21 protein-coding genes are annotated in these 25,356 nt (G+C 67.7%); 8 read left to right on the forward strand and 13 right to left on the reverse strand.

Annotated elements, in window-relative coordinates:
* Positions 1 to 61: 61 nt before the first annotated feature.
* On the reverse strand, positions 62 to 967 hold the full coding sequence (locus ACE2AC_RS08675) for a LysR family transcriptional regulator (RefSeq protein WP_375691695.1): 906 nt from the start codon (positions 965 to 967) through the stop codon (positions 62 to 64).
* Between the two features lie 388 nt (positions 968 to 1,355).
* Here ACE2AC_RS08675 and ACE2AC_RS08680 point away from each other — a divergent pair, with 388 nt between their 5' ends.
* The 3 genes from ACE2AC_RS08680 (at position 1,356) to ACE2AC_RS08690 (ending at position 4,601) form a co-directional block, all read left to right on the forward strand.
* Positions 1,356 to 1,973 (forward strand): TetR/AcrR family transcriptional regulator, encoded by a 618-nt coding sequence (locus tag ACE2AC_RS08680; protein WP_375691696.1) that lies wholly within the window; start codon positions 1,356 to 1,358, stop codon positions 1,971 to 1,973.
* Between the two features lie 69 nt (positions 1,974 to 2,042).
* A complete protein-coding gene (locus ACE2AC_RS08685; protein WP_375691697.1) occupies positions 2,043 to 3,002 on the forward strand; it encodes an HAD family hydrolase in 960 nt (319 codons plus the stop codon).
* 111 nt (positions 3,003 to 3,113) lie between these two features.
* The gene (locus tag ACE2AC_RS08690; RefSeq protein WP_375691698.1) at positions 3,114 to 4,601 is read left to right on the forward strand and encodes an arylsulfatase; all 1,488 of its coding nucleotides are present in this window, start codon (positions 3,114 to 3,116) and stop codon (positions 4,599 to 4,601) included.
* A gap of 42 nt (positions 4,602 to 4,643) precedes the next feature.
* On the opposite strand, the gene ACE2AC_RS08695 is transcribed toward ACE2AC_RS08690, so the two are convergent.
* From ACE2AC_RS08695 to ACE2AC_RS08705, 3 genes are all read right to left on the reverse strand, one after another.
* Positions 4,644 to 5,612 carry a formylglycine-generating enzyme family protein gene (locus tag ACE2AC_RS08695; protein ID WP_375691699.1) on the reverse strand — a complete coding sequence of 323 codons (969 nt, stop codon included), beginning with the start codon at positions 5,610 to 5,612 and terminating at the stop codon, positions 4,644 to 4,646.
* A gap of 67 nt (positions 5,613 to 5,679) precedes the next feature.
* Positions 5,680 to 7,278 (reverse strand): MFS transporter, encoded by a 1,599-nt coding sequence (locus ACE2AC_RS08700; protein ID WP_375691700.1) that lies wholly within the window; start codon positions 7,276 to 7,278, stop codon positions 5,680 to 5,682.
* 219 nt (positions 7,279 to 7,497) lie between these two features.
* Positions 7,498 to 8,304, reverse strand: coding sequence for a GntR family transcriptional regulator (locus tag ACE2AC_RS08705; RefSeq protein ID WP_375691701.1), 807 nt, complete (start codon positions 8,302 to 8,304; stop codon positions 7,498 to 7,500).
* A gap of 173 nt (positions 8,305 to 8,477) precedes the next feature.
* On the opposite strand from ACE2AC_RS08705, the gene ACE2AC_RS08710 reads away from it, so the two are divergent.
* Together ACE2AC_RS08710 and ACE2AC_RS08715 are read left to right on the forward strand one after the other, a co-directional pair.
* Positions 8,478 to 9,338 (forward strand): oxaloacetate decarboxylase, encoded by an 861-nt coding sequence (locus tag ACE2AC_RS08710; protein WP_375691702.1) that lies wholly within the window; start codon positions 8,478 to 8,480, stop codon positions 9,336 to 9,338.
* A 16-nt stretch (positions 9,339 to 9,354) separates the two neighbouring features.
* Positions 9,355 to 10,011, forward strand: a complete 657-nt coding sequence (locus tag ACE2AC_RS08715; RefSeq protein ID WP_375691703.1) for an isochorismatase family protein — start codon at positions 9,355 to 9,357, stop codon at positions 10,009 to 10,011.
* A gap of 4 nt (positions 10,012 to 10,015) precedes the next feature.
* Here the strand turns inward: ACE2AC_RS08715 and ACE2AC_RS08720 are convergent, their stop codons facing one another.
* Genes ACE2AC_RS08720 through ACE2AC_RS08735 form a run of 4 tightly spaced genes read right to left on the reverse strand, consistent with a single transcriptional unit; the run spans position 10,016 to position 15,324 of the window.
* Positions 10,016 to 11,374, reverse strand: coding sequence for an aspartate aminotransferase family protein (locus tag ACE2AC_RS08720; protein WP_375691704.1), 1,359 nt, complete (start codon positions 11,372 to 11,374; stop codon positions 10,016 to 10,018).
* Positions 11,375 to 11,376: 2 nt separating this feature from the next.
* A complete protein-coding gene (phnY, locus tag ACE2AC_RS08725) occupies positions 11,377 to 12,828 on the reverse strand; it encodes a phosphonoacetaldehyde dehydrogenase (RefSeq protein WP_375691705.1) in 1,452 nt (483 codons plus the stop codon).
* A gap of 11 nt (positions 12,829 to 12,839) precedes the next feature.
* On the reverse strand, positions 12,840 to 14,093 hold the full coding sequence (gene phnA / locus ACE2AC_RS08730) for a phosphonoacetate hydrolase (RefSeq protein WP_375691706.1): 1,254 nt from the start codon (positions 14,091 to 14,093) through the stop codon (positions 12,840 to 12,842).
* Positions 14,094 to 14,124: 31 nt separating this feature from the next.
* Positions 14,125 to 15,324 (reverse strand): 2-aminoethylphosphonate--pyruvate transaminase, encoded by a 1,200-nt coding sequence (locus ACE2AC_RS08735; protein WP_375691707.1) that lies wholly within the window; start codon positions 15,322 to 15,324, stop codon positions 14,125 to 14,127.
* A 101-nt stretch (positions 15,325 to 15,425) separates the two neighbouring features.
* Here ACE2AC_RS08735 and ACE2AC_RS08740 point away from each other — a divergent pair, with 101 nt between their 5' ends.
* From ACE2AC_RS08740 to ACE2AC_RS08750, 3 genes are all read left to right on the forward strand, one after another.
* Positions 15,426 to 16,307 (forward strand): LysR substrate-binding domain-containing protein, encoded by an 882-nt coding sequence (locus tag ACE2AC_RS08740; protein WP_375691708.1) that lies wholly within the window; start codon positions 15,426 to 15,428, stop codon positions 16,305 to 16,307.
* A gap of 77 nt (positions 16,308 to 16,384) precedes the next feature.
* Positions 16,385 to 17,545, forward strand: coding sequence for an acyl-CoA dehydrogenase family protein (locus ACE2AC_RS08745; protein WP_375691709.1), 1,161 nt, complete (start codon positions 16,385 to 16,387; stop codon positions 17,543 to 17,545).
* A gap of 427 nt (positions 17,546 to 17,972) precedes the next feature.
* Positions 17,973 to 18,902, forward strand: coding sequence for a LysR family transcriptional regulator (locus ACE2AC_RS08750; RefSeq protein ID WP_375691710.1), 930 nt, complete (start codon positions 17,973 to 17,975; stop codon positions 18,900 to 18,902).
* Here ACE2AC_RS08750 and ACE2AC_RS08755 read toward each other — a convergent pair.
* Genes ACE2AC_RS08755 through ACE2AC_RS08775 form a run of 5 tightly spaced genes read right to left on the reverse strand, consistent with a single transcriptional unit; the run spans position 18,890 to position 25,252 of the window.
* A complete protein-coding gene (locus ACE2AC_RS08755; protein WP_375691711.1) occupies positions 18,890 to 20,224 on the reverse strand; it encodes a lyase family protein in 1,335 nt (444 codons plus the stop codon). The two genes, ACE2AC_RS08750 and ACE2AC_RS08755, sit on opposite strands and share 13 nt — an antisense overlap.
* On the reverse strand, positions 20,221 to 21,846 hold the full coding sequence (locus ACE2AC_RS08760) for an ABC transporter ATP-binding protein (RefSeq protein WP_375691712.1): 1,626 nt from the start codon (positions 21,844 to 21,846) through the stop codon (positions 20,221 to 20,223). Before ACE2AC_RS08760 ends, ACE2AC_RS08755 begins: the two co-directional genes overlap by 4 nt.
* Positions 21,843 to 22,757: an ABC transporter permease gene (locus ACE2AC_RS08765; protein WP_375691713.1), complete on the reverse strand. Its 915-nt coding sequence runs from the start codon at positions 22,755 to 22,757 to the stop codon at positions 21,843 to 21,845. The genes ACE2AC_RS08760 and ACE2AC_RS08765 overlap by 4 nt, the downstream gene beginning before the upstream one ends.
* On the reverse strand, positions 22,754 to 23,671 hold the full coding sequence (locus ACE2AC_RS08770) for an ABC transporter permease (RefSeq protein ID WP_375691714.1): 918 nt from the start codon (positions 23,669 to 23,671) through the stop codon (positions 22,754 to 22,756). Before ACE2AC_RS08770 ends, ACE2AC_RS08765 begins: the two co-directional genes overlap by 4 nt.
* Positions 23,672 to 23,725: 54 nt before the next feature.
* A complete protein-coding gene (locus ACE2AC_RS08775; protein ID WP_375691715.1) occupies positions 23,726 to 25,252 on the reverse strand; it encodes an ABC transporter substrate-binding protein in 1,527 nt (508 codons plus the stop codon).
* Between the last annotated feature and the right edge of the window lie 104 nt (positions 25,253 to 25,356).

The raw sequence follows: 25,356 nt of genomic DNA on the forward strand, positions 1-25,356 counted from the left end.
TTTTCAAATCGAATTTATAAGGCAAGGTTATCACGGCCATGCGGGCGGCCCCCAGCCGCCGTCAGGCCGCGTTGCTGCGGGCCTCGGCAAAGGTGTCGACGAGAAAGTCGATGAAGGCGCGCACCTTGGGTTCGGGTTTGCGACCCGGCGGATAGACCGCGTGCACCGTTTCGATCCGCGCGGGAAGGTCAGGCAACACGAGCTCTACCTGCCCCTCGGCCAGCGCCTCGTCGTGGATGAAATCGGGCAGGTAGGCGATCCCCAGCCCAGAGATCGCGGCCGCCAGCAGGGAACGTGAGTCGTTCACGACGAAACGACCGGCGGCGCGGACCTGCCGGTCCTCTCCGGTCGGAGAGGTGAGTGCCCAGACGTTGTCCGACGCGGTGTCGGAAAAGGCCAGCAGGCGGTGATCCTTGAGATCCTCGATCCGTTCGGGCCGCCCCTCGGCCCGCAGGTAGCCGGGGCTCGCCACCAGCCGCCGCCGGGTGGTCGCCAGCTTGCGCGCGATCAGGCTCGAGGAATTTAGGTCGCCGATCCGGATCGCCATGTCGAACCCTTCCGAGACCATTTCGACATAGCGGTTGGTCAGGACCATGTTGACCGTGATGCTGGGGAACTGGTCGACGAAATTGCCGATGACCGGGGCCAGGTGTGTGACCCCGAAATCCGACGGCACGCTGATCCGCAGCACCCCCGCCGGCGCCGATTGCATCGAGGTCGCCAGCGCGTCTGCCTCGCGGGCGTCCTGCACCACCCGCAGCGCGCGTTCGTAGTAGGCCAGCCCGATCTCGGTCGGCCCGACGCGCCGCGTGGTGCGGTTCAGCAACCGCGTGCCAAGTCTGCTCTCCAGCGCGGCAACCTGCTTGGAAACCGTGGATTTGGAAAGCCCGAGGCTTCTTGCCGCCTCGGTGAAGCCCGCCATGTCGACAACCGCGACAAAGGCTTCCATTTCCGTCAGTCTGTCCATCCGTCCTTCAATTCGCGTCTCTTATAGGCTCGGCATCTGCCTTGCAGAACCGCCGCGCACAACTCCCCCAACCGCGACAAAACTGCATAGCAGCTTAGGATAGACGCTCAAGATCTGAAATGGTTTCACGTTCGCGCCATCAAAACGCAGGCAGACCCGGCACAACGCGCCAGGTCTGCAAGGTAAAACAGGTACTTGTTACGAAACTCTGTGCCGGCAAAGGGGCAGCGGAGCCACTCTGAAACCTGAAACTCTCTACCTTGCCTGCCGGTGCCCCTTCACCGACACAGGGTATCTGGGGATTGCAAACCTTGTTGTCAACATTGTCGATGAAATTTTCAATGAAAATGTCATTGACGTTCTCGGCGACCGGCCGATACTCGCCCTCATGGACATCACACCGCGCCGCGGCCGCCGCAAGACCGCGAAGGACGAACAACGCGAACACACCCGCGCCAAGCTGATCGAGGCGGCCCGCCGGCTGTTCTGGAAACACGGCTACGACGACGTGCCGGTGACCGAGATCGCGCAGGAAGCGGGCGTCACGCATTCGATGATCAACGCCTACTTCGGCGGCAAGCCCGGCCTGCTCTACGAGATCGTCAAGGCCAACAACGCGCCGCAGTACGACGACAGCATCTCGATCCGGGACGAGGCCGGGCCGGCCGACCAGCGGCTGTCCAAGCTGCTGCAGTCTTGGGCGCGCGTCGACGGGAGCGAACCGCGCATGCTGGCGGTGATGGAGGGGTATTCCTGGGTCTGGACCCCGCAGAACGAGGCTGAGAATGCAGTCGACCGCGCCCGCTTCACCCGCGTCATTGCCGAGATCCTCGACCAGGGCGTGACGTCCGGCGAATTCAGCCTGCGGGGCGACACCGCCGACGCGGCGGCGGCGATCTTCGCGATCTTCACCTGGGGCCTGCGCGGCGTCATCTTCGACGAGAAGTCGCCCGACGACTGCCACGCTGACATCATGCGCCAGGTCCGCCTGATCACCGGCAGCTGAACGCGGTCAAAGGCTCCCCCGGGCGGGCACGCCGTGCCATGATCGCGCGGCAACGGGACAGGGAATCGCATGGCCACGCCACAGCCCCTCGCCGCGTGGCGCGACGGCGCCACCAGGACGGCAATCACCGAATTCGTCACGGCGGTCACCCGTCCCGACGGTCCGGACTTCGTGCCGCCCGCGGATCGCATCGCGGTCTTCGACAACGACGGCACGCTCTGGAGCGAGCGCCCGACCTATTTCCAGCTGCTCTACGCCCGCGATCGGCTGGTCGAGAAGGCCGCGGCCGACCCGGCCATCCTTGACGGCCCGGTGATGCAGGCGGTGATCGCGGGCGACTGGACCGGTGCACTGTCCGGGGGGCTGGACGGTCTGCTGGCGGTGCTGGCCCATTCCCACGCCGGCATGACGGTCGAGGCGTTCCAGGCCGACGTGCGGGCCTGGCTGTCCTCGGCCCGGCACCCCGACACCGGCCTGCCCTACGACCGGATGGTCTTTGCCCCGATGCTCGAACTGATGGACCTGCTGCGGGCGCATGACTTCCGAGTCTGGATCGTGACCGGCGGGGGCGTGCACTTCGTGCGCGCCTTTGCCGGTGCGACCTACGGCATCCCGCCCGAGCAGGTGATCGGCAGCGCGGGCCCGACCGAACTGCGCCGGATCGACGGCCTGCCCGGATCCACAAGCTGCCGGGTGTCGATTTCTTCGATGACGGCCCGGGCAAGCCCGTCGGCATCGACCGGCAGATCGGCCGCATGCCGATCCTGGCCGCCGGCAATTCGGACGGTGATTTCGAGATGCTCGACTACGTCACCTCGGCCCCCGGTCGCCGGCTCGGGCTGCTGGTCCATCACACCGACGCCGCGCGGGAATACGCCTATGACCGCGACGTGCCCCTGGGCGCGCTGGACCGTGCCCGTGACGCGGCGCCACAGCGCGGCTGGCTCCTTGTCGACATGGCGCAGGACTGGACGCAGGTCTGGCCCGGCACCTGACCCGCCAGCGCACCCCATCCGACGCCGTACGTAACCATTCCCTGAACTTTTCGCCGGCTCACAGCCGTCAGTTGATTTACCTTACGTAATGGTAAACGCTGCCGGCAGACGACACTGCATTTTCACAAAATGGATGGTGGATGACATGGCGAAAAAACCGAACATGCTGATCATCTGGGGCGACGATATCGGCACCTGGAACCTCAGTTACTTCAACCGGGGCCAGATGGGATACCGCACCCCCAACATCGACCGGGTCGCGAACGAGGGCGCGGCCTTCACGGACTACTATGGCCAGCAGAGCTGCACCGCCGGTCGCGCCGCCTTTATCACCGGGCAGAACCCGATCCGCACCGGGCTGACCAAGGTCGGCATGCCCGGCGCCGACATCGGCCTTCAGAAAGAGGACCCGACCATTGCCACCCTGCTGAAGGCCGAAGGTTATGCCACCGGCCAGTTCGGCAAGAACCACCTTGGCGACAAGGACGAATTCCTGCCGACCATGCACGGCTTCGACGAGTTCTTCGGCAACCTCTACCACCTCAACGCCGAGGAGGAGCCCGAGAACGAGGATTACCCCAAGGCCGACTGGTTCAAGGAACGCTATGGCCCGCGGGGCGTGCTGCACACCTGGGCCGACGGCAAGGGCGGCCAGAAGATCGAGGACACCGGTCCGCTGACCAAGAAGCGGATGGAAACAGTGGACGAGGAGTTCCTGGCCGAGGCGCTGCGCTTCATCGAGGACGCGCACAAGAACGACCAGCCGTTCTTCGTCTGGTTCAACACGACGGGGATGCACTTCCGCACCCACCGGCCCGAAAAGCACAAGGGCAAGAGCGGCCAGGGCTTCTACAACGACATGATGGTGGCCCATGACGAGACCGTGGGCGTGCTGCTCGACAAGCTCGACGAACTGGGGATCACGGACAACACGATCACCATGTATTCGACCGACAACGGGCCGCACTTCAACACCTGGCCCGATGCCGCGATCACGCCCTTCCGGTCCGAGAAGAACACCAACTGGGAAGGCGCCTGGCGGGTCCCGTGCTTCATGCGCTGGCCCGAAAAGATCAAGCCGGGCACGGTGCTGAACGACATCGCCTGCCACCAGGACATCCTGCCAACCCTTCTGTCGGCGGCGGGCGCGGGCGACGTGCCCGAGAAGCTCATGAAGGGGCACAAGGTCGGCAAGATGACCTACAAGGTCCATATCGACGGCTTCGACCTGGTCCCCTACCTCTCGGGCGAGGTCGACGAAGGTCCGCGCGACACGATGTTCTACTTCAGCGACGACGGCGACGTGCTGGCGATCCGGCACAACGACTGGAAGGCGGTGCTGATGGAGCAACGCGCCAAGCAGCTGATGTGCTGGGGCGAACCCTTCGTCGCGCTGCGGATCCCCAAGCTCTTCAACCTGCGGCGGGACCCGTTCGAACGGGCGGACGAAAACTCCAACACCTATTGGGATTGGTATCTCGACCACGCCTACCTGATCTACGGGATGCAGGGCCTGGTGGCCGATCAGATCGAGCACTTCGTCGCATATCCGCCCCGACAGAAGCCCGCCGCCTTCAACCTCGACGCGGTGATGCGACAACTCGAGACTGCCGGCAGCGGCGCGGGGCACTGATGGCCTGACCCTGCGGCGTGGCGGGACAATGCCGGCCGCGCCTCAGGGCCGGACGATGCAGCGAAATCCGATATGCGTGGTGCCCGTGTCGATCATCTGCGGGCGCCGCGCCGCCGGGCGGTAGCGCAGGCAGTAGTTCGGCGCGCAGAGATAGGACCCGCCCTTCACCACCTTGCGCGGGATCCGCCAGTCTGGCGCTGCCGGGTCGAGGCTGGCCTCGCGCCCGCCGCCGCGCGGGTTCTGCGGGATGCAGCAGGGCTTGTCGGCGGGGCCGTCATGCACCGCGCTCCACCAGTCGTCGGTCCATTCCCAGACGTTGCCCGCCATGTCGCGCAACCCGTAGCCATTCGGCGGGAAGGACCCCACCGGCGCCGTGCCCTCGTACCCGTCGGTGAGCAGGTTCTGCCAGGGAAACTCTCCCTGCCAGGTGTTGGCCCGCGGCTTGCCGCCGGGCATGTGCTGGTCGCCCCAGGCATACTCCTTCCGCTCCAGCCCGCCGCGCGCCGCGCGTTCCCACTCCGCCTCGGTCGGCAGCGCCTTTCCGGCCCAGTTTGCATAGGCCTGCGCATCCTCGTGCGCGATGTGCACCACCGGGTGCCGCGCGCGCTTGCGGACGTGGCTGCCCGGCCCCTCGGGCCGGTGCCAGCAGGCACCGAGGGTCCAGCGCCACCAGGTCTCGATCCGGGTCAGGTCCACGGGCCCGGCGGTCGGCTGGAATACCAGGGACCCGGGCACCAGGTTCTCGGGCGGGGCATCCGGGAAATCGGCCGGGTCCGGCGCGCGTTCGGCCACGGTGACGTATCCGGTGCGCTTCACGAAAAGGCCGAACTGCGCGTTGGTCACCGCACAGCGGTCCATCCAGAATCCATCGACGGCGACCGGGTGCACCGGCGCCTCTTCGGGGTAGTGGTCGTCAGAGCCCATGTCGAAGGTGCCGCCGGGGATCCACTGCATCTGCGGATGCGGCGGTTTCGACGGGGCCTCGTCGGCCCGGATGTCGGCCTCTGTCATCACTGCTCTCCCCGCGCCGGTCAGGGACAGACTGGAACCTCGGCGCGCGCCGGTCAACTCTGCCCGCTCAGTGGTGAGGCACCTCGGCCGGCTGCGGCTTGAGGGCGAGGTCCTCGTGCAGCGGCACCGCCTGTCGTTCGATCCACCGGTGGACGCGCGGCCGGTCCGGCCCCTTGTGCAGCGCCTGCAGCACCTCCCACCCCTCGAGGTCGGATTTTGTCCGTCGCGCGTTGTGCCGCAGGTAGTCGTTCCAGGTCGCGACGTGGAACCGCTCGCTCCAGAGGTCGGGGTTCTGCAGGTCGCGCAGCAACGACCAGTTCCGCGCCCCGTCCCGGATCCGCACCCGTCGCCGCCGGTGGATGGCGGCAAGGAAGGCGTCGGTGTCGGCCTCGTCGATGATGTAATCGATCATCACCACGATCGGCCCGGACCGCGCCTGAAGGTCCAGCCGCAGTTCCGGCTCGGTGAAGGTGTTGAGCGGATCGAGGTCGAGTTCCGCGAACTCCTCGAGCCCGAACCACCGCCCGGCCAGAGCCCCCACGACGAGGAGGCCGCTGGCCGCCAGCAGCGCCACGGTCACCGACTGGTGGTCGGCCAGCAGGCCCCAGTTCCACGCGCCAAGCGCCATGCCCCCGAAAGTGGCCGTCTGGTAGAACGACAGTGCCCGCCCGACGACCCAGCGGGGCGTCGACATCTGGACCGAGACGTTGAAGAGCGACAGCGACAGCACCCAGCAGGCGCCCGCGATCAGCAGGCCCACGGCGCTGACCGCAATGTGGCGGCCAAGGGCCAGGATCAGCACCCCGAGCGCGAAGCCCAGGAAACCCGCGACGATGATGCGTTCGTTGGTGAACCGTTCGCGCAGGCGGCTGTTGGCCAGCACCCCGCCGATCGCCCCCAGCCCGAAGAAGCCCAGCAGGAGGCCATAGGTCAGCGCCGTCCCCTGCAGCACGTCGCGCGCCACCAGCGGCAGCAGCGCCATCGCCGAGGACGCGGCGAAACCGAACATGAAGCTGCGCGCCAGCACCCGCAGCAGGTGGGGCGACATCGACATGTAGCGCAGCCCGGCGCCAAGCGCCTGCCCCAGCCCCTCGCGCGGGAGGCTTTCGTCACGCGGCGGCGATTTCCAGAGCCAGAGCGCCGCGATGATCGGGATGTAGGTCAGCGCGTTGAAGACAAAGGCCGCCGCCGCCCCTGCAAAGGCCACCAGCACCCCGCCGAAGGCCGGGCCGACCGACCGCATCAGGTTGAACCCCATGGCGTTCAGCGTCACCGCCGCCGACAGGTCCCGCCGGGTGACGATATCGCCCATGCTGGCCTGCCACGACGGGTTGTACAGCGCCATGCCGCAGCCGATGGCAAAGGTGAAGCCGAGAAGCCCCCAGGCCCCGAGCAGGTCGAGATAGGCGAACGCCGCGAGCGCCAACGACACCGCGAACATGAAGATCTGCGCGCTCAGCAGGATGCGACGGCGGTCGAAGCTGTCGGCCAGCGCCCCCGCGATCAGCGAGAAGACCATGATCGGCAACGTGTTCGACGCCTGCACCAGCGCCACCATCGCGCTGCTTCCGGCGAGCGAGGTCATCAGCCAGCCCGCCCCGACCATCTGCACCAGCCCGCCGAGGTTCGAGGTCTGCGAGGCCAGCCACAGCCGCCGGAACGTCACGTTGCCGAACGGCGCGAAGGTATTGCTCTTGGGTTCTATCGATCTGCTCCGGGCGGCGCCCGGCGCGGGGCCGGACGGCAATCGTGGCTGGGCGGCGTGGCGCGGTGCGTCCCGCGCCGCGCGCGCCGTCCCAGCATAACGCACGGAACTTTCAGGCGCTTCAAGGGGCCAGATCGCTTTCGGCGGGCTTCCCCGCGCGGGGCGGTCCGGCTGCCGGGGTCAGTCCTTCTGCCGCCGGCGCACGCGGGTGCGATAGGTCATCTGCTCTGCCGGATGCCAGTTGCACGATGCGATGAGCACCCCCTGCGCGGTGATGTAGCGCCGCAGCAGCTGCAGGGACCATGCCCCGTCCTGCAGCCCGATGGCGCGGGCCAGCCGCGGGGGCATCTGCAGCGCCCGGATGTCCTGCTGCGCCTCGACGATGGTTTCGCCGGACCGGGTCTCGAGCACGTCGAAGAACGGGCCGTTGTGGCTGGCGAATTCGGGGATCAGGGCGGCGAAGCGCTCGGGCACGTAGCTCTGGATGTAGCAGATCGGCCGCCCGCCCGGTGCCGTCCAGCGAATGCCCTCGATCCGGATCCAGCGCTCGCCGGGCTTCACCGGCCCGCCCTCGCCGCCGATGGCCCGCGCCAGTTCGGCATCGAGCACCACGGGTTCCTCGTCCAGGATCACCATGTGGGTGTCGACGGCGATCTGGAACAGCTCCTGCAGCGACTCGAAGGACTGGTGATAGCCCGGCTGCGGATCGACCGACACAACCCGCGTGCCCATCCCCTGCCGCCGCGCGACAAAGCCGGCCTCGGTCAGGTTGCGCAGGGCGCCGCGCACGGTGAAGCGGCTGGTGTCGAATTCGGCCGCCAGCTCGACCTCGGTCGGCATCAGGGTTCCGACGGGGTAGCGGCCCGAGGTGATCCGCTCTTCCAGCACCCGCTGGATGCGGATGTAGCGCGGGGCGTCGGCATCCCCTTTTGCGGCGGCGGTCTTCTTCATCGCGGTGTCCCGGTCGGTGGCGCGTCCTGCCGCCATCGCGCGCGGCTGCCCAAAAGTCCAGTCATCCCTGCCGGATACCGGCCTTTCGCCCACCCGAAGGGGCAATTCCGGGAAATTGGTATGGACAAATACCGGGCCCGCTGCCACTTCTGCATCGACATCGGGCGCGTTGCCCCGATCCCCGGCCACGACCCCGAAAGGACCCGACGATGCCCGACCCCGCCCTGCGCAAGGCGCTGAGCTCCGGCGACCTCCTCCTCGCCCCCGGGGTGTTCGAACTGATCTCGGCCCTGATCGCCGACCGGGCGGGCTTTCCGGCGCTCTACGTCACCGGGTACGGCACCGTGGCCTCGGCCCTCGGGCTCCCGGATGCGGGGCTGGCCACCTATTCGGACATGATCGACCGGATCGGCCTGATCTGCGACCGCACCACCACGCCCGTGATCGCGGATGCCGATACCGGCTATGGCGGGCTCTTGAACGTGGCCCACACCGTGCGCGGCTATGAACAGGCCGGCGTCAGCGCGATCCAGCTCGAGGACCAGGAATTTCCCAAGAAATGCGGCCACACCCCGAACCGCCGGGTCGTGCCGTTGCCGGACATGCTGCAGAAGATCGAGGTGGCCGTGGACAGCCGGCGCAGCGACGATTTCCTGATCATCGCCCGCACCGACAGCCGCACCGGGCTGGGACTGGACGAGGCGATTGCCCGCGGCAAGGCCTTTGCCGCGGCGGGCGCCGATGTCATCTTTGTCGAGAGCCCCGAAAGCGAGGACGAGATGAAGCGCATCTGCGACGAGATCGACGCGCCGCTTCTGGCCAACATGGTGAACGGCGGACGCACGCCGCTCCTGCCCGCCGACCGGCTGCGGGCGCTCGGCTACGCCATCGCGATCCACCCGGCGGTCGGTTTCCTGTCGATGGGGGCCGCGCTCGAGGCCGCCTACGCCGATCTGCGCGCGCATGGCGAGACCACCGGCGCCATCGACCTTTACGATTTCGGCCGGTTCAACAAGCTGCTTGGCTTCCCGGACGTCTGGGAATTCGAAAAGAAATACGCCCAATTCTGACCAGGGGGACAGCGCGATGACCGACGATCTCAAGGCGAACTACAGCGAGGCCTACAGCAACCGCGCCGGGTACGGCAAACGCCCGGCCCTGGTGATGATCGACTTCGCCCAGGCCTACTTCGACCCCGACTGCGTGCTCTATGCAGGCGACGGCGTGCGGACGGCGCTGGCCTCGGCCCTGCGCATCCGCGCGGCGGCCCACGCGGCAGGCGTCCCGGTGATCCTGACCGAGGTGACCTATCAGAAGGGGCTTGGCGGCATCGACGGCGGCCGGTTCTTCGAAAAGGCTTTGCCGCTCAAGGCCTTCATGCAGGGCGAAAGCACGGCGGCCTTCGCCGAGGGACTTGTGCCGCGCGCGGATGAGCTGATCGTCTCCAAGCAGTATCCGTCGGCGTTCTTCGGCACCTCGCTCGCCTCGACCCTGACGGCGGCGGGGCATGACAGCGTGATCCTGACCGGCCTCACCACCTCGGGCTGCGTGCGGGCAAGTTGTGTCGATTCCATGTCGCACGGGTTCACGACGGTGGTGGTGGCCGAGGCCTGCGGCGATCGGCACAGCGAACCGCACGAGGCGAACCTGTTCGACATGAACGCGAAATACGCCGACGTGGTGTCCGAGGACGAGATAATCGCGTACCTCTCGGCACTCGGCAGCAAGGGCGCGGCGGCCTGACGGGTCAGCCGCCCTCGGCCAGGATCGCCTCTTCGACGATCGACAGCGCCCGGTCGAGGTCGGCGCGGTCGATCACCAGCGGAGGCGACAGCGTCAGGACACACCCCGCGCTGATCTTGAAGCTCAGACCAGCGGCCAGGCAGCGGTAGTAGATGCGTTCGGCCCGGTCTGGCGCCGGTGTCCGGCTCTCGCGGTCCTCGACGATCTCGATCCCGAACATCAGCCCCCTGCCCCGGAAATCGCCGACATGGGGCGACCGGTCCGCGAGCGGTGCCAGACGGTCGAGAGCATGCGCCCCCAGCTCCGCCGCCCGCTCCACCAGCCCCTCCTCGCGCAGGATCGCCAGCGTGGTCAGCGCCGCGCGGGCGGTGACCGGGTTCTTCTCGTGCGTGTAGTGCCCGATGGCAAAGTCACCGCAGACGTCGAGGTCGCGGCGCGCGACCATGGCGGCGATCGGCAGGATGCCCCCGCCCAATGCCTTGCCCATGGTCACGATGTCCGGGACGATCTCGTCATGTTCAAAGGCGAACATGCGCCCGGTCTTGCCGAGGCCGGTCGGGATCTCGTCCATGATCAGCAACGCGCCGCGCCGGTGGCACGCCTCGCGCACTGCCTTCCAGAAGCCCGGCGGCGGCACGACGGGCACCGCGCGCATCGGCTCGGCAATCACGGCGGCAACGTCACCCTCGCGTCCCAGTACGTAGTCGACCATCTGCGCGCAGGCGAGGCCGCATGTCTCGGGCCCCGCGTGGTTGTAAGGGCAGCGGTAGCAGTTGAAGGGTGCGACATGCTCGGCCCCCGGCAGGAGCGGCCCGGCGATGTGGCTGCGGAACGTCTCCTCCCCGCCGACGCTGGCCGCGCCAAAGCCCGCGCCGTGAAAGCTGTCCCAGAAGCTGACGGTCTTGAAGCGCCCCGTCGCGGCCCGCGCGATCTTGAGAGCGACCTCGTTGGCGTCGGATCCGCCGGTCGTGAAGAGCACCTTCGACAGATCGCCGGGGACGATCCGGCCCAGTTCCTCGGCCAGTTCGACCGAGACCGCGTTGGTGAAGCGCCGCGGGGCGAAACTCAGATCGTCCAGCTGCGCCTTGATCGCCGCGACGAGCCGCGGGTGGCCATAGCCGATGTGGTGGACGGAGTTGCCGTGGAAATCCATGTACCGCCGCCCGGCGGTGTCCTCGATCCAGATGCCCTCGGCCTTCGCGATGGTCGAGACGCAGGGGCTCGACAGGGACTGGTGCAGGAAGGCGTCGGCATCGCGCGCCAGCAGGTCGCGGGTGGCGGGATCGTCCTGCCCGACGGACCAGTCGCGGCGGGCGGCGGAGGTGTTGGATTCCCCCTCGGTGTGGCTCAGGCCCCGCGCCATCCTCAGGCCCAGGGCAGCGAGAAGGTCTTGACGTTGGTGAAGCTCTTCATCGCCTCGATCACGCCTTCCTTGGTGCCGTTGCCGCTGTCCTTGATGCCGCCGAAGGGCGACATCTCGATCCGGTAGCCCGGCACCTCCCAGATGTTCACGGTCCCGACCTGCAGGTCGCGGATGAAGTGCTGCATCCGGCGGAAATCGTTAGTGCAGACGCCCGAGGAGAGGCCGAAAGCGGTGGAGTTCGAGATCGCGATGGTCTGATCGTCGTTGTCGGGCACGCGGACGATGGGGATGACGGGGCCGAAGGTCTCCTCCATCACCAGCTCGCTCTCGTGCGCGACGTGATCTACCACGATGGGCGGCAGCAGCGCGCCGCGACGGCCGGGGTGGTAGAGGATCTTCGCGCCCTGCGCCTCGGCCATCATCACCCGCTCCTCGAAGAGCGCCGCCGCCTTCTCGCTCACCACTGTGCCCAGCTCGGTCTGCGGGTCCATCGGGTCGCCGTGTCGCAACGCCTTCGCACGCTCCAGGACCAGCGGGACAAAGCGGTCGGCAACGCTCTCCTGGCAGAGGATGCGTTTGACGGCGGTGCAGCGCTGGCCGGAGTTCTTGGTGGCCCCCGCCACCGCAAGGTCCGCGGCCTTCGCGAGGTCCGCGTCGGAGAGGTCGTTGCAGATGATCAGCGGATCGTTCCCGCCGAGTTCCAGCACCTGCCGCTTGTAGACCGCCTTGGCCGCGATCATCTTGCCGACCGGCACGCCGCCGGTGAAGGTGATCAGGTCGAAATCGGGGTTGGTGATCATCTCGTCGCCGATGTCCTGCGGCCAGCCGGTGACAACCGACAGCATTTCGGCTGGCAGACCCGCCTCGTAAAGCGCATCCGCCAGCCAGAGCGCCGTGAGTGGCGTCAGTTCGGTGGGCTTCAGCACCACGCAATTGTTGGTCGCGATGGCCGGCGCGATCTTGTGGCTCACCATGTTCAGCGGGTGGTTGAACGGCGTGATGGCCGAGATCGCGTTCAGCGGCTCGCGGGTGGTGAAGATCTTGCGCGCCTTGCCGTGCGGGGTCAGGTCGCAGGAGAAGACCTGCCCGTCGTCCTGGATGCAGAGCTGGCCGGCGAGCGTGTAGACGTCATAGGCGCGGCCGCATTCATAGAGCGCGTCAGAGAGCGAGATGCCCAGTTCGGCGGTGATGATCGGCGCGAGTTCGGCCTTGCGGTCGCGGATGATGTTGGCCGTGTTCAGCAGGATCTGCTGGCGCTCGTAACGGGTGAGCGTGGGGGTATGGGCCTTCGCGATGGCAAAGGCCTCTTTCACATGCTCCGCCGTCCCTGCGGGGACCGTGCCGATCACCTCGCCGGTGTAGGGGTAGTGGACCGGCACCCGGTCCACCGTGTCGACCTTGCGGCCAGCGATGCGCATCGCCTCGTGCCGCATCTCGATGGGGGCCCTCGTCACGCGCTTGTCCATCACAGGGCCGCCGCGACGCAGGCGTAGTGGAAGGCATCGAAGTTGCGCAGCACCGGCTCGTTCGGCAGGTCAGGCATCACGCGGTTGACGATGAAGGGGACCTCCTGCTCGGTCAGGCCGCCATGGCTCCGCAGCGGCTCATTCAGGGCGGCGAGGTCATGGCGGTGTTCAGAGGTGCCGATGGTCATGTTCTCGGTCGAGATCATGACGATGTCGCCGATCCGGTCGCCCGGCAGTTCGAACCGCCGGATCGCCTCTTCCTTGTCGACCACGACCATGATCCCGTCCACGGCCGAAAGCCGCGCGATGATGTCGGCGCGGTCGGCGCCTTCGGGCAGGTAGGCGGTGGCGAAGGAGCCGAGCGCGCCGTGATGCACCACATAGGGGTCGGTGATCGGCAGGATCACCCGCGCCGCCGCGTCGCCCAGCCACTCGTCCAGCAGGTCCTGCACATAGACGACCTTGGGCGAGCCGTCGGCGTTGTGCTTGGGCTTCATCCCGTGGTCGGCCGTCACCACGATGGCGGCACCGAGCGCGTCAAGCTGGGTCAGGTAAGTGTCGAACATGCGGTAGAAGTCCTGCGCCTCGGGCTGCTCGGGCGCATACTTGTGCTGCACGTAGTCGGTGGTCGTCAGGTACATCACGTCGGGCTGCCATTCGGTCAGCAACTTCACACCGGCAGCAAAGACGAATTCCGACAGGTCGGCGGAATAGACCTCGGGCTGAGGCATGCCGAGCCAGGCACTCGCGTTCTCCTGCCCGTGTTCAGCCGCCGTGGACGTCGCAGATTTCTCGGCCGAGAAGCACTTCGCGCGGTCCTCGTCGAACTTCAGCCCCGCCCCCAGCAGCGCCCGCAGCTTGTCCTTCGCCGTGACCACGGCCACCCGCGCGCCCGCCTCGTAGAAGGCCGAGAAGATGGTTGGCGCGCGCAGGAAGCGGACGTCGTTCATCATCACTTCCTCGCCGGTCTCGGGCTCGTAAAGGTAATTGCCGCAGATGCCGTGCACGACCGGCGGGCGACCGGTGGCGATGGAGAGGTTGTTGGGATTGGTGAAGGACGGGATCACCGAATGCGCCAGCCGGTCGGTGCCGGTGTCGCGGATCCACTTCAGCGTCGGCATCAGTCCCGCGTCAATGGCGGCATCCAGGTAGGCCGGTTCGCAGCCGTCGAGGCAGATCGCGATGGCCGTGACCTTGGGCCAGGGATAGCTGCGATCGTTGACGGTGACAGCGGCGTGGTGGGTGTCTTTCATGGCGGGTCCTTTCGGGGGCATCAGGTCGGTTTCAGGCGGCGAGCTTGGCGCGCTCGGCGATGGCGGCGGCGGGCGGCGCGGCGTTGTCGACGCCCATCTCGGCCAGCGCCTCACCGGCGGCGGCCACGACGCGGCGCATCACATGTTCGTCGATCTGGCCGATGCAGCCGATGCGGAAGCTGTCCACGACGGTCAGCTTGCCGGGGTAGATGATGAAGCCCTTGGCCTTCATCGCCTCGTAGAAGCGATCAAAGTCGAAGTTCGCATGTGCGGGGCAGAAGAAGGTGACGATGATCGGCGACAGCCAGCGATCCTTGAGCAGCGTCTCGAAGCCCAGGCCGCGCATCCCTTCAACCATCACGTCGCGGTTCCGGGCATAGCGGGCGCCGCGTGCGGCCACCCCGCCCTCTTCCGCATGCAGGCGCAGAGCCTCGAGGAACGCCGCGACCACGTGGGTCGGCGGGGTGTAGCGCCACTGGCCGGTCTTCTGCATCGTGGCCCACTGGGCGTGCAGGTCGAGCGCGAGGGAATGGCTGTTGCCCTTGGCGGCCTCGAGTTCCGTCTTGCGCGCGATGACAAAGCCGAAGCCCGGCACGCCCTCGATGCACTTGTTGGCCGAGGACACCATCGCCTCATAGCGGATCGCGTTCACGTTCAGGTCGAGCGCGCCGAAGGCGCTCATGCTGTCGATCAACAGCTTGCGACCGCGCGCATAGACCGCTTCGGAGATCTCGGCGACCGGGTTCAGGATGCCCGACGAGGTCTCGCAATGGATCGCGATGACATGGGTGATCGCCGGATCGGCGTCGAGCGCCGCGCCCACCTCGTCGCCGCGCGGGGGCATGTAGTCGCCCTTGTCGATCAGCGTATAGGCCCGGCCAAGATACCGCATCGTCTCGGCCGCGCGCAGGCCGTAGGCGCCGTTCGCCAGCACCAGAACCTTGCCGTCGCGCGGCACGAAGGTGCCCAGCATCGCCTCGACGGCGAAGCTGCCCGAGCCCTGCATCGGGACGCAGGCAAATGCGCCCGAGGTGTCGCCGACGAGCGCCAGCAGCTGGTCGCAGACCGATTTCGTCATCGCGCGGAAATCCCCGTCCCACGATCCCCTGTCCTTCAGCATCGCCTGCTTGGTGCTCAGGGCCGTCGTCAGCGGTCCGGGGGTCAGAAGGTAGGGTTCGCCCATCCCGGGCGCGGGCAGTGCGATCTGGCTGCGGGACACGGGAACCTCCATGGGATCGTGCGCGGGACCTGCCGCGGTTCTTCCATTGACAGGCTCATATGTAAAATCGTTAAAACAGATGAATTGAACGATCCTGCTTATGATGCGCCGCCATGCGTTACGTCCAGCTCCGCGCCTTTCACCACGTCGCGACATGCGGTGGATTCTCGCGTGCAGCCGAGGAACTGCACCTCACCCAGCCTGCGATCTCGGACCAGGTCCGCAAGCTCGAAGAGGAGTACGACATCCTCCTCTTCAATCGCCTCAAGAAACAGGTGAGCCTCACCCCCGAAGGCGTGCGCCTCTTCGACATCACGCGGCGGATGTTCGACGCCGAGGAGCAGGCCCGCGACCTTCTGTCGGAAAGCCGGACGCTCCGTGCCGGGACGCTCAGGATCGTGGCCGACAGCACGCTGCACGTGATCGCCATCCTCGCCCGGTTCCGCGCCCGCTATCCCGGTGTCGCGATCGAGATCAGCGCCGGCAACAGCCAGGAGGTGATCGACCGGTTGTATGCCTTCGAGGCAGATATCGGGGTGCTCGGCGCGGTGCCCGACAGCCGCGACTTCGTGAAGGTGCCGCTGAACGCCACGCCGATCTCGGCCTTTGTCGCCCGCGGGCACCCGCTGGCCGAGCGCCCCGCGCTGACCCTGGCCGAGCTTGCCGACCAGCCGCTGGTGATGCGCGAACGCGGGTCCAAGACCCGGCTTAAGCTCGAGACCGCCGCCGCGGCGGCCGGGGTCGCCCTGACGCCCGCGATCATCGCCGAGGGCCGCGAGGCTGTGCGCGAGATCGTGGCCTCGGGCACCGGTGTCGGCGTCGTCTCGGTCGCGGAGTTCGGATCCGATCCGCGCCTCGTCCTCATCCCCATCGCAGACCGGGCCGACCTCGTGATGGAAGAGGCGCTGATCTGCCTGCGGGAACGGCGCAACGGGGCGCTGGTGACGGCCTTCCTGAACGTGGCCCGGGCGCAGGTGCCATCCGCATCCGTATAAAATCCGCGCCCCGCTTTGCCGCCCGTGGCGTCGCTGCCTAGGCTCGCTGTACCGACACCGGCAGAAGGACGACGGCCGTGACCACGCAAGACCCCGCAGCCCACCCCGATCCGCGCGCCGAGGCCCTCCTTCGGCAGGCGCAGGACTTTGCCGACCGCGTCGTCGCGCCGCGCGCCATCGACTGGGACCGCGCCGACCAGTTCGACATCGCCACCCTGCGAGAGGCCGCCGTACTCGGCTGGTTCGGGCTGCAACTGCCTGAGGAGCGCGGGGGGCTCGGGCTGCCCTTCTCGGTCAAGTCGCGGCTGACAGAGATTCTCGCCGGGGCCGACTTCGGCTTTGCGCTATCTCTCGTGAACACGATGAACATCGGGCACAAGCTGGTCCGCGATGCGCCGCACCTGGCGGACCGCTACCTGCCCGACCTGCTGACCGGCGCCCGGCTGGCCAGCACCGCGCTGACCGAACCGGGGGCGGGCACCGATTTCGGCGCCATCACCACCACGGCGCGCCGCGACGGCGACGGCTGGGTGCTGAACGGTGGCAAGGCCTGGATCATCAACGCCGCCGCCTCGGACGTGATCCTGGCCTATGCCCAGACCGATCCCGGCAGCCGCGGCGCGGGCATCGCCGCCTTCCTGGTCGACGGCCAGCGCGAGGGCTTCGACCGGCGCGAGGCCTTCGCCCTGACCGGGCAGCATTCCATCGGCGTGGGTGGCTTCGAACTGCACGGCTACCGCGCCGCGGCGGACGAGATGGTGCAGCCCCCCGGGCAGGCGTTCAAGTACGCGCTCAACGACATCAATGGCGCGCGCACCTATGTCGCGGCGATGTGCTGCGGCATGGTCGATGCTGCGCTGAAGATCGCGGGCGCCTACGGACGGCGGCGCGAGACCTTCGGCCGCAAGCTGGTCGACCACCAGGGCTGGCGCTGGTCGCTGGCCGATGCCGATATCGATCTTGCCGCCGCCCGCGCGCTGGTCCGCCACGCCGAGGCGCGGATCGACGCCGGGCAGGAGGCACGGCACGAGGCCGCCCGCGCCAAGGTTTTTGCCACCCGGATGGCCGAGCGGCACATCCCCGTCCTCGGCCAGCTGATGGGGGCCGAGGGGTTGAGTGCCAGCTATCCGTTCGGCCGTCACACGATGGGCGCGAAGATCTCGGGGCTGGTGGACGGCTCGTCCGAGATCCTGCGCGACGGCCTTGCCCTGCGCCATGCCCGAGAACCGGACGCCTGATCGCGCGGGCGGCGCGGTACGCGGCGTCCGGGGTGCGCCATGCGCTGCGGACCCTTGTGAGTATGGGTGACGGTGCCCTGGTAATCGGGGCAGCTTCGTCGATGCAAAAGCCGGGCGACCGGGCGGCGCATGGGGTGCGCCGCCCGGCCTGCCCGGTTGAAAACTGGCTTGGTGATCGAAATGTCCTGTGCGCCGGTCGCGACCGACCCTGCCTCGTCTCGGGACAAGGCCGACCGTGACCGGGATGCGCACTCAATCGGGGGTCAGCGTTGTCGCCAGCGTTGTCACCGGCGTGTGGTTTCGCGACCTGCGCGTTGTATTTGCCGTAGACCGCGGCGCATCAGGCCCTTGGCCGACACCGACATCGTTTGACCAATCCGCACGCGGCACGCTATCCCTTGCGAAATTTGCAACCAACGGGCCGCCCGTGAACCTCAAGAGCCTGCGCCTGTTCCGCAATGTCGTCTCCACTGGTTCGCTGAGCGAGGCGGCGGACCGGATGGGCGTCTCGCCCTCGGCGGCCAGCCGGCTGCTGACCCAGCTGGAACGCGACCTTCGGCTGACACTCTTCTCGCGCTCGCGCCGGAACCTCGAACTGACCGACGAGGGGGCCCTGTTCTACCAGCAGATCTCCAACACGCTGGACGGGATCGACGAGATCCCGGTGATCGCGCGCGACATCCGCAGCCGCACGCGCAACTGGCTGTCGGTGGTGACAGCCGCGCCGCTGGCGAACGGGCTGGTGGTGCCGACCATCGCCCGGCTGCGGCGCGAGGGGGTCGAACTGCAATGCACCGTGCATGTCGAAAGCCGGTTCGAGATCGAGAGCAAGGTCGCGGCGCGGGGTTACAACATGGGCATGATCTCCCTCCCCGTCGAGAACGAGATCATCCCGATCGACATCATGCCGGTGCTGCGGTCGCGGCTCTGCGTGTTGATGCCCGCGACCCATCCGCTGGCGGGGGTGGCCGAGGTCACGCTGCCGCAGCTGGCCGAAGAGCCGATGGTCACGCTGGCGGCCGGGCAGCGCTGGCGCGAGCGGCTGGAAGAGGTGATGGGCGGCGCCGGTCTGCGGCCCACCATCGCGTTCGAGACCGGATCGACCATCGTCACCGTCGAGATGGTGCGCCACGGCATGGGGCTGACGCTGATCGACCCGATGGTGCTGACGCCCGCGATGATGCTGGACCTCGCCGTGCGGCCGCTGGCCGGCGATCACTGGATCACCTATGCCAGCGTGCACGCCAAGGGGCCGCGGCCGGAACTGGCCGAGGTCTTCCTTGACGGGCTCTCCGCCCATGTCGAGGCACGCCGGGCCGACGAGCCCGGCATGCGCGACCTGATCTACCTGATCTGACGGCTGAGACTGCGCGCCATCTCGGCCGCGTCGCGGGCGATCCGGGCGCTGTCGCCGCAATAGTTGGCCGGGTCCAGTGCGGCGCCGATCTCGTCCGCGCTCAGGTGCAGGCGGATGGCGTCGTCGGCCATCAGCGCCTCGGCCACTGTGCCGCCGTTGGCCGCCCGGTGATCGAGCGCGTGGTGGATCAGGTCATGCGCCTCGGCCCGGCCCGTGCGCGGGGCGAGCAGCATCATCAGCCCCTCGGTCGCGATGGCCCCGCCGCTGAGCTGCGCATTACGCTCCATCCGGCCCGCGTTCACCGCGATCCGGCGCAGCAGCCCCTCGAACCCCTCGGCCAGCGTCCAGGCCAGTGGCACCGCGCGGTCGAGTACGGAACTCAGCAACTGGTTCTTGGCAGCGTCGCCCTCGTGGCTCGACCGTCCGGTTTCCAGCGCCGATCCCGCCAGGCCGCGCAGCTCCGCCGCCTCGGCCAGAACGCGGACGACGAATTTGGGGTTCACCTTGTGCGGCATGGTCGAGGAGCCGACCGTGCCCGCGTCGAGCGTTTCCGAGATCTCTCCGATCTCCTCGGTCATCAGCAGATAGAACTCGGCCGCGATGCGTTCGATGGTCATCGCCAGCAGCGACAGCTGCACGACGTAATCGGCGAAGAGGTCGTTGATCGCCCGCCCCGGCACCAGCAGGTCGCCCAGCCCGAAACGTGCGGCGAGGCGGGCGTTCAGCTCGCGTCCCTCGGCGCCGAAGGCATGCATCGCCCCGACCGCGCCGCCAAAGGGCAGCACGAAGAGCCGCCGCCCGCCGCCGTCGAGCCGGTCGATGGCACGGGTCAGTTCCTCGATCCAGCCCGCGACCTTGAAGCCGAAGGTGATCGGCAGGGCATGTTGGCGGTTGGTGCGGCCCGCCATCAGCGTCTCGGCATGGGTCGCCGCCATCTCGGCCAGCCGGTCGAGCGCGGCGCCAAGCGCGCGGCGGATCGCATGGTCGGCCTCGCGGATCAGCAGGATGCGCGCGGTCTGCATCACGTTCTGCGTGGTCGCGCCCCAGTGGACATAGGCCCCCGCCTCGCCCGCAGCACGGCCCAGCAACCGGGTCAGCGACAGGATCGGGGCGTGGGTCACGCGTATGTCGGACTGCAGCGCTTCGATCCCCACCTTGTCGAGCGTGGCGGCGCCGCGGATCCCCGCGGCGGCCCAGTCAGGGATCATGCCCATCTCGGCCTGCACCTCGGCCAGGGCGGCCTCGACATCAAGCCAGGATTGCCACAGCGTCTCGCGCGCGAAGAGGGTGGCGGGCGTCAGGCCCGGCGTGCTCACCTTCATTGAACCGCCTCCAGTTCCGGGCTGTCATCGAAGCGCGGCGCTGCGGCCAGCAGGCGGCGCGTGTAGTCGTTCGTGGGGGTCGAGAGCACCGATTGCGCGGTGCCTTCCTCGACGATCCGGCCCTGGAACATCACCGCGACCCGGTCCGCGACCTGCTGCACCACCGCCATGTCGTGGGTGATAAAGAGACAGGTCAGCCCCATCTCGGCCCGCAGGTCCTCGAGCAACTTGAGGATTTGCGCCTGCACCGACACGTCGAGCGCCGAGGTCGGCTCGTCGCAGACCAGCGCCTCGGGCCGGGTGACCAGCGCCCGGGCGATGGCGACGCGCTGGCGCTGACCGCCCGACAGCTGCGAGGGATAGACATGCAGCAGCCGCTTCGGCAGGCGCACGAGGTCCATCGCCTCGACCACCGCCTTTTCGCGGCTGGCCCGGTCGCCTTCGCCCCGCAGGGCAAGCGGGCGCGCGATGATCTCGGACAGGCGCCGCCGCGGATTGAGCGAGGAGTAGGGATCCTGGAACACCGGCTGGACGAAGTTCGCCCGCTCGGTGCCGGTTATCTGGTCCAGCGGACGCCCCAGCATCGTGATCTCGCCCCCGGTCGGCTGGTCGAGGCCCAGCATGATCCGCGCCAGCGTCGACTTGCCCGACCCGCTTTCGCCGATCAGCGCCAGCGTCTCGCCACGCTTGAGGCTGAGCGAGACATTGTCGAGCGCGCGGATTTCCTTCTTGGGGCCGAAGAGACCCTTGCGTGAATGAAAGACGCGGCTGACATCCTTTGCGACGATCACCTCCTCGACCTTCGCCGGGGCCGCGGCCTCGGCCGGGCGGCCGCCGGTGCCGAGGTGCGGGATCGCCTTGAGCAGGGCCTGGGTGTAGGCATGCTGCGGCCTGCGCAGAACGTCCTGCGCCGCACCCTGTTCGACGATCTCGCCGCGGTACATCACCGCCACGCGGTCGGTGCGCTGCGCCACCACGGCCAGGTCGTGCGAGATCAGGATCATTCCCATCTGCCGTTCGCGCCGGAGGTCGTCCAACAGGTCGAGGATCTGAGCCTGCACCGTCACGTCGAGCGCGGTGGTCGGTTCGTCCGCGATCAGCAGGTCGGGGTCGAGCATGAGCGTCATGGCGATCATCACCCGCTGCCGCTGCCCGCCGGACATCTGGTGCGGATACTGTGCCATCCGGCCCTCGGGGTCGGGAATGCCGACCCGGTCAAGCAGGTCGATGGCCTTCTTGCGCGCCTCGCGGCCCGACAGCCCGCGCGCCACGGCGCCCTCGGTCATCTGCCGACCGATCGTGTAGACCGGGTTGAGCGAGGTCATCGGCTCCTGGAAGATCATGCCGATCCGGGGGCCGGCGATCTCGCGGGTGAAGGCCTCGTCGGTGAGGTCGGGCAGTTCGCGGCCGTCGAAATTGAGCGTCGTCGCGGTGCAGCTGGCCGAGCGCGGCAGCAGACGCATCACCGCCAGCGAGGTCAGCGACTTGCCCGATCCGCTTTCGCCGACAATGCCCAGCGATTCCCCCTTGGCGAGCGAGAGCGAGACGTCGCGCACCGCGTGCAGGCTGCCGCCGGGCAGGTTCAGCCGGATGTCGAGGTTCTGGATATTCAGGAGCGTCATTCGTTGCGGCCCTCCGGCGAGGTGATGTCGCGCAGGCCGTCGCCCATCAGGTTGGCGCCGATGACCAGCAGGAAGAGGCAGATGCCGGGCAGGATGACGAGCCAAGGGCGGTAGAACATCGCCTGCTTGCCCTCGGCGATCATCAGGCCCCAGGACGGCGTCGGCGGCTGGATTCCCACGCCGAGGAACGACAGCGAGCTTTCCGCCAGGATCGCGATGCCCAATTCGAAGGTGAAGATCACGATGATCGCGCTCAGCAGGTTGGGCATGATCTCGTGCCAGATGATCTGGCGCGGGGTGGCGCCCGAGGCGGCGGCGGCCGAGACGAAATCCTGGCTGCGGATCCGCTGCGTCGCGGCCCGGGTGACGACCAGGTAGTAGGTCCAGTGCAGCACACCGACGATCCCGATGACGACCCAGATCGACGGCCCGATGATGAAGACCAGCGCCATTGCCAGCAGCAGTCCCGGCAGCGCCAGCTGCGCGGTCAGCAGGAAGCTGATCGCATGGTCGAGCCCGCCGCCGAAATAGCCCGCGATCACGCCGAGCGTGACGCCGATCAGCAGGCCCACGGTCGCCGCGCCGATGCCGATGGTGATCGACACGCGGGTGCCGTAGATCAACCGGCTGAGGTAATCGCGCCCGTTCTGGTCGGTGCCGAGGATGTGGTCCCACGTGCCGCCCTCGACCCAGACCGGTGGCAGCATCCGCGACGACAGCGACTGCGCGTAGGGGTCGTGCGGGGCCAGCAGCGGGGCAAAGATGGCGATGATCACGATCGCCAAGATGATGCCCGCGCCGATCAGGAACCCGGTATGGCCAAAGAGCCTCTGCCGGAAGATCTGGCCGGGGGTGAGGGTCGAGGTCTCGTCCTGCTCGACGGCAGAATATGTGATGTCGATGTCGGTCATCCGATGCGGATCCTCGGGTCGAGCGCGGCATTCAGGATGTCCGCGAGAAGGTTCATGACGACGAAGACGATGGCAAAGACGAAGATCAGCATCTGCACGGTCGGGATGTCCGCGCCGAGGATCGATTCAAGTGCCAGCCGTCCCAGCCCGTTGATGGCAAAGATGCTTTCGGTGATGACCGAGCCGCCGAACTTCTGCCCCAGCTGCACCGCCAGGACCGAGATCACCGGCAAGAGCGCGTTGCGCATCGCGTGGCGGCGCAGCAGCGACCACCCGCGGAACCCCTTGGCCCGCGCGGTGCGGACATAGTCGGCCCCCATGACCTCGATCAGCCCGGTCCGCGTCAGCCGCATCACCGCCGGCACCGAGGAGGCGCCGAGCACGAAGGCCGGCAGCACGAAGTGCTTCCAGGTGTCGTCGCCAGAGACCGGGAAGATCGGGACCATCACGCCGAAGAGGATGATCATGATCAGGCCCAGCCAGAAGTTCGGCACTGCCTGCGCCGACACGGCGACGCCCAGGGCGAAGCGGTCGATCCAGCTGTTGGGGTTCAGTGCCGCCACCGCGCCGAGCGGGATGGCGATCACGATGGTCACCATCAGCGCCGACAGCGCGAGCGTGATCGTTTCGTCGGCGCGGTCTGCGACCAGTTCGGCCACCGGCTTGTGCCAGTAGTAGCTTTCGCCGAAATCGCCGTGCAGCACGCCGCCCAGCCAGTCGAAATAGCGCACCCAGAGCGGCTGATCGAGGCCGTAGCGGTGGCGGATCGCCTCGACCACCTCGGGGGTGGCATCCTCTCCGGCGATGGCCTGGGCCGGATCGGCGGCGACGTTCAGCAGCAGGAAGGCGGCGAGAGAAACGGTGAAGGCGACGAGCAGCGCCAGCAGCCCGCGCAGCGCGATGTAACGCAGCATCAGCTTGGGGTCCTTTCATTGCGGGGGCCAAGTGTGGCCCCCGCAGGGATCATGTCACTTCCAGGAGGAATTCTGGAGCCGCGGCAGACCGTCGGGGTCCAGCGGAAACTCCAGGTTCGGCGACACGAGGTAGTTGGCCGAGTAGGAGAAGAGCGGCGCCCAGTAGGCTTCGTCGGCGATCTCGCCGATGGCCTGGGAGTAGATCTCCTTGCGCTTTTCCTGGTCGGCGGTCTGTTCCGCGGCCAGCACGAGCTCCTGCAGCTCTTCGTCGCCCGACATGTTGCGGTCGCTGTCGGCAAAGTGGATCCGCGCAATGGCCGCGGTGTCCGCCGTGCCGCCCGAGCCCCAGGTGCCGATGTAGGCCGGGATCTCGCGCGCGGCGCGGGCCTGGTTCAAGCTTTCCAGCTTCACGTAGCGCAGGTCGACGTCGATGCCGATCTTCGACAGGTCAGATGCCACAGCTTCGGCCACCGGCTTGTCGCGGTAGGCCCAAAGCTCGAGCGGGAAGCCCTCGCCATAGCCTGCCTCGTCCAGTAGGGCCTTGGCCTTTTCGGGGTCATAGGCATAGGCCGTCGCGCTCTGGTCGCAGCCGAACTGCGCCGGGTGGCAGGCGGTGTGGATCGCCTCGGCCGAGCCGCCGATCAGGTACTGCGCCATCTCCTGCGTGTTGAGCGCGTGGTTGATCGCCTGGCGCACCTTCACGTTGGTCAGCGGCCCCTCGGGGTCGGTGTAGCCGTGCGCGTCGAGCACGATGAAGCCCACCCGCAGGTCCGGCCCGCTGAGGTGTTCTGCCATCGGCGTGGCGCCCAGGCTTTCGGCCAGGTCGAGCGGGACCTTGAACATCCAGTCGATGCCGCCCGACATCAGCTCGGCCTGCTGCGTGCCGACATCGGGGATGTTACGCACGACGATCTTGCCGATCGCGGGCTTCTTGCCAAAGAACGCCTCGTTCCGTTCCAGCACCAGTTCGGTGCCCGGCTCGAAGCTGACGACCTTGTAGGGGCCGGTGCCGACGAGGTTCGAGGCCATCGCGTCGCGGTCGATCGTGCCGCCCGCGTCATAGGTGCCTGCCTTGCGCAGCATGATCCGGTTCGCCATGTCGCGCAGGACCAGCGGATAGACCGACTTCAGGTGGAAGCGGACGGTGTTCGGGCCGGTCGCCTCGGCGTTGTCCAGCCAGCGTTCGACCACGCCGGTGGCGTTCAATTCACTGTCGGCGCTGGCGATCCAGTTGTAGGTATAGGCGACATCCTCGGCCGTCAGCGCGCTGCCGTCGTGGAATGTCACGTCGTCGCGCAGGGTGACGTCGAGCGTGGTGTCGTCGATCCATTCGTACCCGGTGGCGACCGAGGGGTTCACCTCCTGCGTTTCGGGATCGATGTCGAACAGCGTGGCATCCGTCAGCTGGGCGAGGATGATGTATTCGCGCTTGGTCGTGTAGTTGTAGTCGAGGTTCAGGATCTCCTCGGCCATGGCGGCGCGGAGAGTGTCGTCGTCGGGGCCGGCAACGGCCGGACCGAACGAGGTGGCGAGTGCAATGGCGCTCGCGGCGCAGCAACTGCGCCAACGGGTGATAGTCATGGGCTCCTCCCTTGGTATGGCAGGAACTCTAGCCCGCATGATTGCCTGCGGAAAATGCAAATGCCGTCACAATTGTTGCGATATGTGCAAACGTGGGTATGGCA

The organism is Pseudooceanicola sp. LIPI14-2-Ac024 (genome assembly GCF_042188925.1).
Taxonomy (GTDB): domain Bacteria; phylum Pseudomonadota; class Alphaproteobacteria; order Rhodobacterales; family Rhodobacteraceae; genus Pseudooceanicola.